General features: G+C 39.5%; 9 protein-coding genes and 1 rRNA gene. 9 read left to right on the forward strand and 1 reads right to left on the reverse strand.

All coding sequences use genetic code 11. The features are described 5' to 3' along the window. Positions 1-49: 49 nt before the first annotated feature. The 9 genes from F6K22_RS01835 to F6K22_RS01875 all read left to right on the forward strand — a co-directional run bounded on the left by F6K22_RS01835 (position 50) and on the right by F6K22_RS01875 (position 11509). Positions 50-2930: ribosomal RNA gene (locus F6K22_RS01835) — 23S ribosomal RNA — on the forward strand. 403 nt (positions 2931-3333) lie between these two features. Then, entirely contained in the window at positions 3334-3939 is a 606-nt protein-coding gene (locus F6K22_RS01840) for an IS607 family transposase (RefSeq protein WP_293092641.1), read from the forward strand. Between the two features lie 606 nt (positions 3940-4545). Further along, entirely contained in the window at positions 4546-5583 is a 1038-nt protein-coding gene (plsX, locus tag F6K22_RS01845) for a phosphate acyltransferase PlsX (RefSeq protein WP_293092643.1), read from the forward strand. Between the two features lie 608 nt (positions 5584-6191). Next, positions 6192-7202, forward strand: a complete 1011-nt coding sequence (locus F6K22_RS01850) for a beta-ketoacyl-ACP synthase III (protein ID WP_293092645.1) — start codon at positions 6192-6194, stop codon at positions 7200-7202. 531 nt (positions 7203-7733) lie between these two features. After that, positions 7734-8615 carry an ACP S-malonyltransferase gene (gene fabD / locus F6K22_RS01855; RefSeq protein ID WP_293092647.1) on the forward strand — a complete coding sequence of 294 codons (882 nt, stop codon included), beginning with the start codon at positions 7734-7736 and terminating at the stop codon, positions 8613-8615. An 802-nt stretch (positions 8616-9417) separates the two neighbouring features. After that, positions 9418-9714 carry a substrate-binding domain-containing protein gene (locus F6K22_RS01860; protein ID WP_293092649.1) on the forward strand — a complete coding sequence of 99 codons (297 nt, stop codon included), beginning with the start codon at positions 9418-9420 and terminating at the stop codon, positions 9712-9714. Positions 9715-9721: 7 nt separating this feature from the next. Continuing rightward, positions 9722-10240 (forward strand): substrate-binding domain-containing protein, encoded by a 519-nt coding sequence (locus tag F6K22_RS01865; protein ID WP_293092651.1) that lies wholly within the window; start codon positions 9722-9724, stop codon positions 10238-10240. Positions 10241-10463: 223 nt separating this feature from the next. Next, positions 10464-11099, forward strand: coding sequence for a lysophospholipid acyltransferase family protein (locus F6K22_RS01870; RefSeq protein ID WP_293092653.1), 636 nt, complete (start codon positions 10464-10466; stop codon positions 11097-11099). 95 nt (positions 11100-11194) lie between these two features. After that, on the forward strand, positions 11195-11509 hold the full coding sequence (locus tag F6K22_RS01875) for a DUF2288 domain-containing protein (RefSeq protein WP_293092655.1): 315 nt from the start codon (positions 11195-11197) through the stop codon (positions 11507-11509). Here the strand turns inward: F6K22_RS01875 and F6K22_RS01880 are convergent. Then, positions 11494-12036: a YdcF family protein gene (locus F6K22_RS01880; protein WP_375340127.1), complete on the reverse strand. Its 543-nt coding sequence runs from the start codon at positions 12034-12036 to the stop codon at positions 11494-11496. The two genes, F6K22_RS01875 and F6K22_RS01880, sit on opposite strands and share 16 nt — an antisense overlap. Positions 12037-13385 lie beyond the last annotated feature (1349 nt).

Here is a 13385-nt window from a genome sequence, read left to right on the forward strand (position 1 = left end):
TTAGGTAAAACCTAACAAAATTAAAATCTAGTCAGGTAGAAATTCAAGTGGTCAAGTTATCAAGGGCTGACGGTGGATACCTAGGCACACAGAGGCGAAGAAGGACGTGGTTACCTACGAAAAGCTCCGGGGAGCTGGAAGCAAGCATTGAGCCGGAGATGTCCGAATGGGGCAACCCAGAAACGACGGGCTGAATATATAAGCCCGCACGAGCTAACCCAGCCAACTGAAACATCTTAGTAGCTGGAGGAAAAGAAAGCAACGCGCGATTTCCTATGTAGCGGTGAGCGAAAGGGAAGAAGCCTAAACCATCTGTTATTACAGATGGGGTAGTGGGACAACCATCAGGAGTTGAATGAAGTTAGACGAAGCAGCGAAATACTGCACCAGAGAAGGTGAAAGTCCTGTAGTCAAAAACCCAATTCAGTTCCGGTTGTATCCCGAGTAGCATGGGGCACGTGAAATCCCGTGTGAATCAGCGAGGACCACCTCGTAAGGCTAAATACTCCTGTGTGACCGATAGTGAACCAGTACCGCGAGGGAAAGGTGAAAAGAACCCCGGGAGGGGAGTGAAATAGAGCATGAAACCGTCAGCTTACAAGCAATGGGAGCTCGATTAAACGAGTGACCGTGTGCCTGTTGAAGCATGAGCCGGCGAGTTATAGGCTGTGGCAGGTTAAGACCCTTAAGGTCGAAGCCAAAGCGAAAGCGAGTCTGAACAGGGCGATAGTCACAGTTTATAGACCCGAACCCGGGTGATCTAACCATGTCCAGGATGAAGCTTGGGTAACACCAAGTGGAGGTCCGAACCGACTTCTGTTGAAAAAGGAGCGGATGAGGTGTGGTTAGGGGTGAAATGCCAATCGAACCCGGAGCTAGCTGGTTCTCCCCGAAATGTGTTGAGGCACAGCGGTAAGAGTAAAAGTCTGGGGGTAAAGCACTGTTTCGGTGCGGGCTGCGAGAGCGGTACCAAATCGAGACAAACTCTGAATACCAGATGGTAATCTTACCAGTCAGACGGTGGGGGATAAGCTTCATCGTCGAAAGGGAAACAGCCCAGACCACCAGCTAAGGTCCCCAAATTACCACTAAGTGAGAAAGGAGGTTGGAGTGCATAGACAACCAGGAGGTTGGCTTAGAAGCAGCCACCCTTGAAAGAGTGCGTAATAGCTCACTGGTCAAGGACTCTGGCGCCGAAAATGAACGGGGCTAAGTGGTATACCGAAGCTGTGGAATACTAATAGTATTGGTAGGGGAGCGTTCCGTAGTAGTACGAAGCAGTAGCGAGAGCAGTTGTGGACGAAACGGAAGTGAGAATGTCGGCTTGAGTAGCGAAAATATGTGTGAGAATCACATACCCCGAAACCCTAAGGGTTCCTCCGGACGGCTCGTCCGCGGAGGGTGAGTCAGGACCTAAGGCGAGGCCAAAAGGCGTAGTCGATGGACAACGGGTGAAAATTCCCGTACTGTTATTGGTTGGTGCAGAGGGACGGAGAAGGCGTGAGCTAGCCGGAAGATGGTTACCGGTGTAAGCGTTCGAGGTGTTGCGGAGCGGAGAAAACGTTCCAAGCTGAGGCGTGAGTCCGAGCACCCACGGGTGCGAAGTAGTATCTGTCAAGCTTCCTAGAAAAGCTCTAAACACCATAAGCCAATAATGCCTGTACCCGAAACCGACACAGGTAGGGTGGTTGAGAATACTCAGGGGCGCGAGATAACTCTCTCTAAGGAACTCGGCAAAATGGCCCCGTAACTTCGGGAGAAGGGGTACCAGTGAAAGCTGGTCGCAGTGAAGAGTCCCAGGCGACTGTTTACCAAAAACACAGGTCTCCGCTAAGTCGAAAGACGATGTATGGGGGCTGACGCCTGCCCAGTGCCGGAAGGTTAAGGAAGTTGGTCAGCGAAAGTGAAGCTAGCGACCGAAGCCCCGGTGAACGGCGGCCGTAACTATAACGGTCCTAAGGTAGCGAAATTCCTTGTCGGGTAAGTTCCGACCCGCACGAAAGGCGTAACGATCTGGGAGCTGTCTCGGAGAGAGACTCGGCGAAATAGAAATGTCTGTGAAGATACGGACTACCTGCACCCGGACAGAAAGACCCTATGAAGCTTTACTGTAGCCTGGAATTGGGTTCGGGCTTCTCTTGCGCAGGATAGGTGGGAGGCTGTGAATAGTCCCTTGTGGGGGTCTAGGAGCCATCGGTGAGATACCACTCTAGAGAGGCTAGAATTCTAACTTAGAGCCGTATCCGGCCTAAAGACAGTTTCAGGGGGGCAGTTTGACTGGGGCGGTCGCCTCCTAAAAGGTAACGGAGGCGCGCAAAGGTTCCCTCAGGCTGGTTGGAAATCAGCCGGAGAGTGTAAAGGCACAAGGGAGCTTGACTGCAAGAGAGACAACTCAAGCAGGTAGGAAACTAGGCCTTAGTGATCCGACGGTACTGCGTGGAAAGGCCGTCGCTCAACGGATAAAAGTTACTCTAGGGATAACAGGCTGATCTCCCCCAAGAGTTCACATCGACGGGGAGGTTTGGCACCTCGATGTCGGCTCATCGCAACCTGGGGCGGAAGTACGTCCCAAGGGTTGGGCTGTTCGCCCATTAAAGCGGTACGTGAGCTGGGTTCAGAACGTCGTGAGACAGTTCGGTCCATATCCGGTGTAGGCGCAAGAGCATTGAGAGGATTTCTCCCTAGTACGAGAGGACCGGGAGGAACGCACCGCTGGTGTACCTGTTATCGTGCCAACGGTAGACGCAGGGTAGCCAAGTGCGGAGCGGATAACCGCTGAAAGCATCTAAGTGGGAAGCCCACCTCAAGATGAGTGCTCTCACTACGTTAGGTAGGTAAGGTCACGGGAAGACGACCCGTTGATAGGTGTTAAGTGGAAGTGCAGTAATGTATGGAGCTAAGACACACTAACAGACCGAGGGCTTGACCTCCATTCCAATCTTTGACTTCNTGTAATGGGGCTGCAAATATTGGAGTCAAAAGCAACCTGAATGGGTTTACCCCGGACAGACTAGAGGCATCTTTGGCTATGCCATTAAGGGTAAAATTTGACGTGGCTTTAGCCCGTAAAATTTGTGACCCTTAAGAATCCACGCGGATTTATCCCGTGGAGTGTCAATCAGAAGCTAATTTAATTGTTTTATCAAAAATAGAAAATATATTCATTACTATTGCGCAATAGTTAAGCCTTAAAGTTTAAATATATTAAATTTATAGTTACGCATAAAAATATTAATTTTTATAATACTTGTCAAAAAAAAGAATTCTAAGATACTTACAAAAACTTACTGGTTATTTGCTAAAATTGCTTACCAAATATCCTAATCATAGAAAATGAGCAAAATTTCTATAGGAAAGGCTGCTGAATTGCTAGGAGTAGCAGAAAGTACCCTGAGAAGATGGGAACGTGAAGGCAAAATCCAGTCAGAAAGAACCAAAAATGGACATCGCCGATATGATGTAGCAACTCTTCTTGGACTTAGAGCTGGAGAACGTAAAACCATTGGTTATGCCTGTATTTCCAATTCTGAGCAAACAGCCAATTTAGATAAACAAATCATGGTATTAGAAGCCTACTGTAATAATCAGGGCTGGCTAGTAGAAATCATTCGAGATTTAGGTTCAGGAATAAATTACAGAAAAAGAGGACTGGTAAGGTTAATCAAAATGATCTGCTCAGAAAAAGTAGAGCGTTTAGTATTAACGAATAAAGACCGTTTGCTAAGATTTGGCGCTGAACTAATATTTACCATTTGTGAGATTTTTGGCACAGAAATTGTGATTATTAATCACTGTTCTGAATCCACAGAAGAAGAAGATTTAGATCGAGATATCTTAGAAATTATCAAAGTTTTTACAGCTAGATTGTATGGTAGTCGGAGCCAAAAAAACCAAAAAATAGTGGAAAAATTGCAAGAAGCAGCTAATCAAATAAATTGATATGTAAACATTTCCTGCGGAATGCTGCCAATTTATATCGCGCAGGGAAACAGCCATTAGCTTTTAGCTGTCAGCTATTAATTTACTATCTTTGAAAGAGGAAGTAAAATTGAAAGATTGAGCAAAAATTAAAAGTTACTATCAAAACAGATTAGCTAATCTTCCTCAGAAATTAAAAAGCTGTTAGTGCATTACGATCTAGAAAAAGCTACCTACTGATACCTGAATCCTGACATTGATAGTTACTAAGTCAAAAAATAAAAGTAATATAAGTCATGTAAATCAACTTGCCAAGTTATATCATGTCCGGATAATTAGTGATAAAAAAAACTTTCTCCTTTTCCTCCTCTTTATTCTTTCTTGCTTCTTTCTTCCCTCCTGACTCCTGACTCTTGACTCCTGACTCCTCCGTCGTTTATTTATAAGTATTCAACCGGACATGATATTACACACTTTATAGCTTGGAGGAGAATATTTTTTTGCTTTTATGAATTAGCTTAATGTAATATGAAACTAATTTACTATCCAGCAATTTTTCTCAAGTGAAAAGTCAATAAATGCTCAATTAACTGATAAAATCTTGAAGGTTTTTCTAAATTTTGATAAATGGGAATAATACCTACACGAATCGCAATCGACGCTATGGGTGGGGACCATGCCCCATCAGAAATTGTTGAGGGAGCACTCAAAGCCCAAGAAGCTTATGGTGTCAAAGTATTGCTAGTTGGCGACCCTCAGCAAATTAAAGCCTGTATACATCACAAATCAAACCAACCTCTGCCAGAAATAGTTCCTGCTGAGGACATAGTAGAAATGCACGAAGAACCTTTGACTGCCATTAGGCGCAAGTCCAAGGCATCTATTAATGTAGCTATGAACTTAGTAAAGGAGAAAGAAGCAGATGCTGTAGTTTCCGCAGGTCATTCAGGAGCTGCAATGGCTTCCGCTTTGCTGCGTCTGGGAAGAATACCAGGAATAGATCGCCCTGCAATTGGGGCAGTTTTACCTACTATGATTAAGAAAAAACCAGTCCTGATTCTGGATGTGGGAGCGAATGTGGACTGTCGCCCCAAATATTTAGAGCAGTTTGCAGTGATGGGGACAATTTATAGTGAATATGTTTTGAGGACTTCCGACCCAAAAGTGGGACTACTTAATATTGGGGAAGAGCCATCAAAAGGAAATGATTTGGCAGTACGAACTCACCAAATATTGCAAGAAAATAGTCAAATCAAATTTATCGGTAATGCAGAAGGTCGTGATGTTTTATCTGGTGAATTTGATGTAATAGTTTGTGATGGTTTTGCAGGTAATGTGTTATTAAAGTTTGCGGAGGCAGTGGGTGATGCTGTACTGCAAATGATGAGGGAAGAATTGACACCTGGTCTGAGTGGGAAAATAGGTACTGCAATATTACGACCTAATTTAAAACGTATGAAACAAAGAATAGACCATGTAGAACATGGAGGGGGATTATTATTAGGAGTAGGAGGAATTTGTATTATTAGTCATGGTTCTTCTAAAGCACCAGCTATATATAATGCGGTTCGTTCAGCAAAAGAAGCTGTTGAAAATAGAGTGCTGGAACGAATTAATTCTAAGTATTTACCAGAAAGTAAAAAGTCAATAGTTAGTAATCAGTAGTGCTTCTGTTATAGCGATTACCTGATTTCTGGCAACCATCAAAAGCTTGACTCAAAAGCAAAACCATTTTTGCATAATTTTTGACTTTTCATTATTCAATTGAAAAAGACGAGGATTTAGAATTCAACTGTTTCAATTTTATTCAGTTTATTTCTTAAGATATAGCGGTTCTCATATTAATGAGATACTGTATTTTTTTCCCTTTATATGTTACATCTTCCCTGTTACCTAAAATTAAAAAATTGTCTACATCATTGATTTGAGAAAAGCTAAGTACCCGGTAAAGAGTCAAGTGAACTTGAAATTAGCAGAATTCAGGAGTTAGAATTAAGAATGATTTTGGAAAAATTACTTCTGACAGTAATCTGATATTTAATTTTTCCTATTTACTCCTACTTATATAAGTTATAATGATTATTTAGTAAACTTGACTCTGTAGTTTTCCTTGTTAGGATATTGCTAATAATTTTGCTGTTTTAAACAAGCTTTTATAAGTCGTGAGGGTAAACAAAACAAGAAAATTTGCAGTACTAAGGTATAGATTCAGGAAAGATTGATGAAAAGCAGTAAGTAATACTAGAAAACAAGTAATAATTAAAAACTGACAGATGACAAATATAGGTATTTCCATAACCGGAAGCGGTTCCGCCACACCAAAAGTATCTCTAGATAATCAAAAATTATCCCAAATAGTAGAGACTTCTGACGAATGGATCAGTTCTCGTACTGGGATTAGTAAGCGACAACTGGCAGATACAACAGAATCATTATGTAGCCTCGCAACTCAAGCGTCTCTAGCAGCTCTTGACCAAGCAAATATTACTCCTGCAGATATTTACCTGATTATTCTGGCTACATCTAGTCCAGATGATTTATTTGGCACTGCTAGTCAAATTCAAGGGGAGTTGGGGGCTACAAAAGCAGTCGCCTTTGACCTGACTGCAGCTTGTTCTGGTTTTGTATTTGGCCTAGTTACAGGAGCGCAGTTTATCCGTAATGGAGTTTATCAAAATGTCTTATTAATTGGGGCAGATATTCTCTCACGTTGGGTAGACTGGGAAGACCGAACCACCTGTGTTTTATTTGGAGATGGAGCAGGTGCAGTGATTTTGCAAGCTTCAGAAAGCGATCGCCTCCTGGGTTTTGAACTTCGCAGTGATGGTAGTCAAAATGGCTGTTTAAATCTTTCTTACCAACCCCAAGCAAAGGAAATAATTGAGGGAGTAACTGTTAGTCAAGGTACTTATCAACCAATAAGTATGAATGGTAAAGAAGTCTATCGTTTTGCCGTACAAAAAGTACCAGAAGTGATAGAAAAAACTCTGTTTAGAGCTGATATTGGTGTGGATAAAATTGACTGGTTGTTATTACATCAAGCTAACCAAAGAATAATTGATGCTGTTGCTAATAGACTGAAAATTCCCTCGGAAAAAGTTATTAGTAATCTTAGTAATTATGGCAATACTTCTGCAGCTTCTATACCTCTAGCTTTAGATGAAGCTGTTAGAAAAGGTAAGGTTAAATCAGGGGATATTATTGCTGCCTCTGGTTTTGGAGCTGGATTAACTTGGGGGGCGGTAATTTTTGAGTGGAGCGGTATTGATTTAAGTCAAAAGTGAAAATTCAAAATTAATATCCTCTGTACAACTTTTTCCAAACTCCAATATTTATGGAGTTTGAGAATAAAACTTTCAGCAAAATAAGCTTAAAACTTTTGTTCTACCATAATTGAAGTAGCAGTCAGTACTCAGCTATTAACAAGCTTCTTACAGAGAAACTGCGTTATTAGCTTCTCAAGGTATATAATAAGATATTTAAATCCCCATTAACACGCAACACCTGCTTTTCCAAATAAGTGTGGGGGACTTAAACCCTCGAATTTTTAGCTGACAGCTAAATGCTGTTTACGGAGCATTTCGTAAGGAAAAGCTGATAGCTAGTTAAATGGAAATAAGGAAGGATAGATACAGGTAGCAAATAGGATTTTAGTGGCAATTAATGAATTGCCACTACTTCAGAAGTATAAATTTTTAATCTTCTTTATTCTAGTATTTTTTGAGTATTTTTTCCGAGCGTTAGTATATATAAATTATGATGTAAATTTAGGGGTTAAAAACAAATCTTTGCATAGTTAAATTTATAATATCAAAATGACAAAAACAGCATGGGTGTTTCCAGGACAAGGTTCTCAAAAAGTTGGTATGGGAATAGGTTTATTAGATTTACCTTCTGCCAAAGCAAAATTTGAGCAAGCAAACGAAATTTTAGGTTGGTCTGTAACGGAAATTTGCCAAAGTGAAGAAGAAAAATTATCTCAAACTCTCTATACTCAACCTTGTTTGTATGTAGTGGAAAGTATATTAGCAGATGAAATGTTTGCTCATTCTTTTCAACCAAATTTAGTTGCAGGTCATAGTTTAGGAGAATATGTTGCTCTCTATGTTGCTGGAGTATTTGATTTTGAGACAGGATTAAAATTAGTTAAAAAACGTTCTGAACTAATGAATAATGTCACAGATGGAAAGATGGCAGCTTTAATGGGATTTGACCGAAAACAGCTTGAGGAAGAACTTCAGCAAACCCCTGGTGTAGTTTTGGCAAATGATAATAATTCTGCTCAAGTTGTGATATCTGGTACACCAGAAGCAGTAGAAATTTTACTTGGAAAAATTAAGACTAAACGTGCAGTTAAATTAAATGTTTCTGGAGCATTTCATTCTCCTTTAATGGAGTCTGCATCTAGGGAATTTCAACAAATATTAAAATCTGTAGAATTTGCTGATGCTAAAGTACCAATAATTTCCAATTTTGAACCTATTGCTTCTCAAGATGCAGAGACAATAAAACTTCGTCTTTATCAACAAATGACAAATGGTGTGCGATGGCGTGAAACATCTATAGAGATAGAAAAAGAAGGAATAGAAAAAGTTATAGAAATAGGTCCAGGAAAGGTTCTTACAGGTTTGATTAAACGAACTTGTCCAGATTTAAAATTGGTAAATGTGAGTAATTTGGAGCAAATAGTTCAATAATTAATAATTAACAATTAATAATTAATAATTGAAGTAGCACTCAGCACTCAGCTAGCCTCCTGGGTCGTAACTGCGGCCTTCAGCAGTCAGCTTATTCTTGGTGTATAATGGGGGATTCAAACCCCCAAAAAAGCGCACCACTAATTTTTTTAAATATAGTGGGGGACTTAAACCCTCGAATTGAAGAGCGCTCCAGCTAAATGCGCTCCAGCTAATAGCTAGTTAATAATTACCTCTTCTTCAAACAGATAGGATTGGTTAAAAGGGATTTTTTCTTTTTTTATCCTTGAAATGAGAGGCTTTCAACCTTGATTTTTCGGTAAATAGCTGTAATACCATTTCTCTGTAACAATGCGCTTAATAATTCTTACTCAAACCTGAATTTTACTAATAGCTGTTATCTTTTATTAAGCGCAACATCAGGTCGAAATGGTATAAGGTGGGTAGTGTTGATTTTGAGGAAATACTTCAGAATTAACAGATTAATTATGTAACCATTTTTTTTATTTAGGATTAGCTGATGGGTGACGACTGAATGTTTATGATTTAATACTTGAAAAAGAGTAAAAATTTATAATTTACAGGTCAGCATTCGCTATACAGCACATAATTTTGCCATATTTAAATTACAATACCCACCTTAATATGAATCTAAGCCAAATAATTATGACTAAAAGTAGCGGACCACCAGCAATTGTTTTTATTCTATTAAGTGGAGGAGGGTATTGGTTTTTATTAAATCAAAATAAACTACAGAATACTAATAATTAAGATAGTTAATAATCCAACAGGAAAACTAAGTTTGCTGAAAGAAGCTAATCAAATAGTTTCTAACCTAGATGCTTCTCTACCAAATCCTAATGTATTAGCAATAGATGGTAGTGTGACAATGGTTAAGTTAATCAAGCTACTAGAAAATGCTTATGAACAAAAATATCCTAATATTCCTGTCACTTATGGAGTACCTGAAGGTATGCCAAATGGTTCTAATCAAGGCATCAAAAATTTACTGACAAATCAGGTACAAATAGCAGCAATATCTCGCCCATTACAACCAGAAGAAGCTCCGGCAAATATAAAATTAATATCCTATTGCTAAAGATGCTTTGGCGATAGTAGTAGGAATCAATAATCCCTACACAGGAGGCTTAACATTAGACCAACTAAAAGATATTTATCAGGGAAAAATTACTAATTGGTCAGAAGTTGGCGGTGTTGATTTACGGATTAAAGTTATCAATCGTTATCCCAAAAGTGGCATCTACAATTTATTCCAAGATTTTGTCTTGTTAGGAGAATCTTTTGCTCCAGATAGTGCCAACTTTATTACATATAAAAGAGATGTTACAACTCCAATTTTACGAGAGTTGAAAACTAATGGAATTAGCTATACCACAATAGCTCAGGCCAAAAATCAAACTACAGTTAGAATTGTACCAATTAACGGAATTTCACCTGTCGTCAATCGAGCTACTATCAATAATTATAATTATCCCCTCACTCGCCACATATTTTTAGCAGTACCAAGCAAAACAAGTTTAGTAGTAAAAAAATTTCTGGTATTTGCTGTGTCAAACCAAGGTCAAAATTTTGTACAACAGGTAGATTTTGTACCTTTGAAATGAATTAGTTTTTTTAGCATCAAGATCGAAAAACTGATACAGTAATCTGTGTAAGATTTGTCAAAAATCCTCCAATAGATAATAAAGTGTAAAATTATTATTCCTGTTCACAATTCCCGGTTAGGTCTACCCTAAATTATGCAAATATTTTCTGCACAACTGTACCAAAAAATGCTATAGGCTATATTGTGAAATAACTTACTTAAAATTAATAATGTAAAATCCTGTGGCTAGAAATCGTGAACCAGTTAAGAATTTAGTTCTTTATCGCTTATTAAAATGGTCATTAATAGTTCCTATACTTCGTTTTTATTTTCGGAGTAATATTTATGGGGTCGAAAATGTTCCACAACAGGGACCTTTAGTCATAGTTAGTAACCATGCTAGCGATCTAGACCCTCCAATTTTATCTGTTTCTGTCAGAAGACCAGTTGCTTATATGGCAAAGGAGGAATTATTTGATGTGCCAATTTTGAAACAGATAATTAACCTATATGGTGCTTATCCTGTAAAAAGAGGATCGGCAGATCGAAGTGCTATTCGTTCCGCTATGAATAGTTTAGCAGAAGGATGGGCTGCGGGTATCTTTCTACAGGGAACTCGGACTCCTGATGGTAGAATTACAGAACCAAAGTTGGGTGCTGCTTTAATCGCGGCAAAGGCAAAAGTACCATTATTACCAGTTTGTATTTGGGGTACTCATGCAGTCAAGCGTCAAGGTTTGATGGCTAATTATGTACCAATAACTGTCAGAATAGGAGAGATTATACCTCCTCCTGAATCAACTAAAAAAGAAGAGTTAGAATTAATCAGCCAGAAATGTGCAGATATAATTAACAAAATGCACGATTTAGGACGTTAACTAGAATTCAGAATTTAGAATTTAGAATTTAAAATTCTACTGAGTGCTGAGTGCTTATTTAATAAATTTAGTTAGTAAATTTAGTTAGAAAGAAAATGGAAGATATTAATATTAGAGAACGATTGGCTGAAAATTTCGATGTGGCTGAATGGAATTGGTTAGTACCTCATGTTAAACGTGATGTTGTAGTAATTATAGACCAAAAATTAGATTTGCTAGATGTCGGAGAAGCGATCGCTTCTGATAATACATCTTCTGTCCAAGACTGGATGAACCAAGAACTTATTTATAAACCTTCAGCAGAACAATTGTCGATTTGGAATAGTAACGATACCAAAAAGTTTAATGCTTTGATAGTAGAGCCTTTTGTTTTAATCCAAGAACCTGTAGAAATTCAAGGGGATAATTGATGGGGCAAATTGGCTCCCGTATAACCAGTAGTTAACCAAACAATTCCTCTAATTCCATCTCGAATCACTTTTTCGATAGGTTCTGGCGATCGCCCAGAGGGAACTGGTAGGGGTTTAAAAGTAATACCCCTACTACCCAAAATAATTTGGCCGATAACTGCAGCACGACGCATATGGTCATCGGAGGTAACTAAATAAACGCTTGTAATACCTTGGGATTCTAGTTTATCCACTATTGTAGTAAAATTAGTTACAGTATCTACAGCATCATAGTCCAAATGTAAACGGGTTTGTGATATCCCAGCCTGGGAGAATAACCACTCTGCATATTCTGGGTTCGTGCCAGAAGATACCCAAATATCTAGATGAGGATGTTGGCGGGCAAATTCTGCAGCAAATACTTCTCTTTCTATGGCCCCACCAAGTACCAATAAAGCTTGAGGAGGTTCAATACTACCTGCAAATTGCTGGTAACTAATCCAAAAAGTCACTAAAAATCCTACTAAAAACCAGGAAATTCGAGACATATTCAATGCTTTATATAATTTTTTACTAGAAACTACCCTCAAAACCATATCTTTAAAAATAAAAAACCATCTGTAGTTTTACAGATGGAAAGAGTTTCAATATCAATATTCAGAAAGTATTATCTACCATCCGGAGTAGGAAATAGAGATAATATCATACTATTTACATTTGAGATGTGACATCCTCCCCACCCTAAAGGCACAGGAATTCCTACTGAGTAGTAACTCTTCGGCGGGTTAGCGCTTCACAGGGTGCTGCTACCTTGGCAGTAGTCTAACGCTTCCCTCCTGGTCTGTTTAATGTTTCGGATTGGCCACCCGCGACAACAATACTATAGATTATGTCTTCCTACTTAATCAATCAAAAAGTTGCTCTAGAAGAGCAAGGCTTCAGACCCAATTTTTCGGTCAAAAAAAATAACAGTCTAGTTTCAGAAATCACATGGTAGATGGGGATCAAAAATGCTTATTGACATCCTCCCCTGCCTTTAGGCAGAGGAATTCCTACCGAGCCCTAGATACTCGGCGAGTTGACATATCACCGGCTGCTGCTACCGTCAAGGTAGTCTTACAGTTGCCTCCAAGTCCATTTAGAGTCTCGGAATGCCCTCCCGCAACAAGAGCAAGAATTCTTATAGATGCTTATCTGTGCCTTCTCTTTTTGGCTCCTCATTGACCTGAAAGCTTCCCAAGTTCAGCTCTGAAGGTTAAGAAGTTTCGACAAACATCTTCTTTTCTAGAGTATTTATGAGACTTGGCGGGTACATAACTAATCTCATTATTAGCATACTATAGAAAGTCGCCCGCGCCTTGGCGAGGCTTTAAACCCAATTTTTCGGTAAAGAAGCAAGATGCTCCCACTGTACCCTTGACCAAAATAATTACAATAAACCACCATTACCGAATAATTGGTAATTATTAATTATTAATTAAATAATTCAGCTTTACCAGCCTCCCCTTTCAAGGGGAAAAAAGCGGTCGAGGGATGGCGAGGTCTCCTCGCCATATCTAATCGACCAAGAGAGCGGTCGGAAAGCGGAGCATGAGCTTAGAATGGGATGGCGTTTCGCGGAGCGACTTGAATTGCGCACTTCGCAGCTCCTCTGTAAGAGGCAGCGGCTCTGTCAAGAGCGGGTCTCCTCGCTTGCCTCCAATCTCCCAAGAGAGAAGAAATAGTATTTCCTTGTATTCAATTCCCGAACGGTTTCAACCTTCTTGTAATTATCCATTATCCATTATCCATTATCCATTAATGAAAATGCACCACCACCGAAAAGTCTAATTTGTAATCAAACACAATCAAACTTTTAACTTTTAATTTTTAACTTTTGACTTAATTTACGGGACTG

It is taken from the genome of Okeania sp. SIO2F4 (genome assembly GCF_010672385.1).
Taxonomy (GTDB): domain Bacteria; phylum Cyanobacteriota; class Cyanobacteriia; order Cyanobacteriales; family Microcoleaceae; genus Trichodesmium.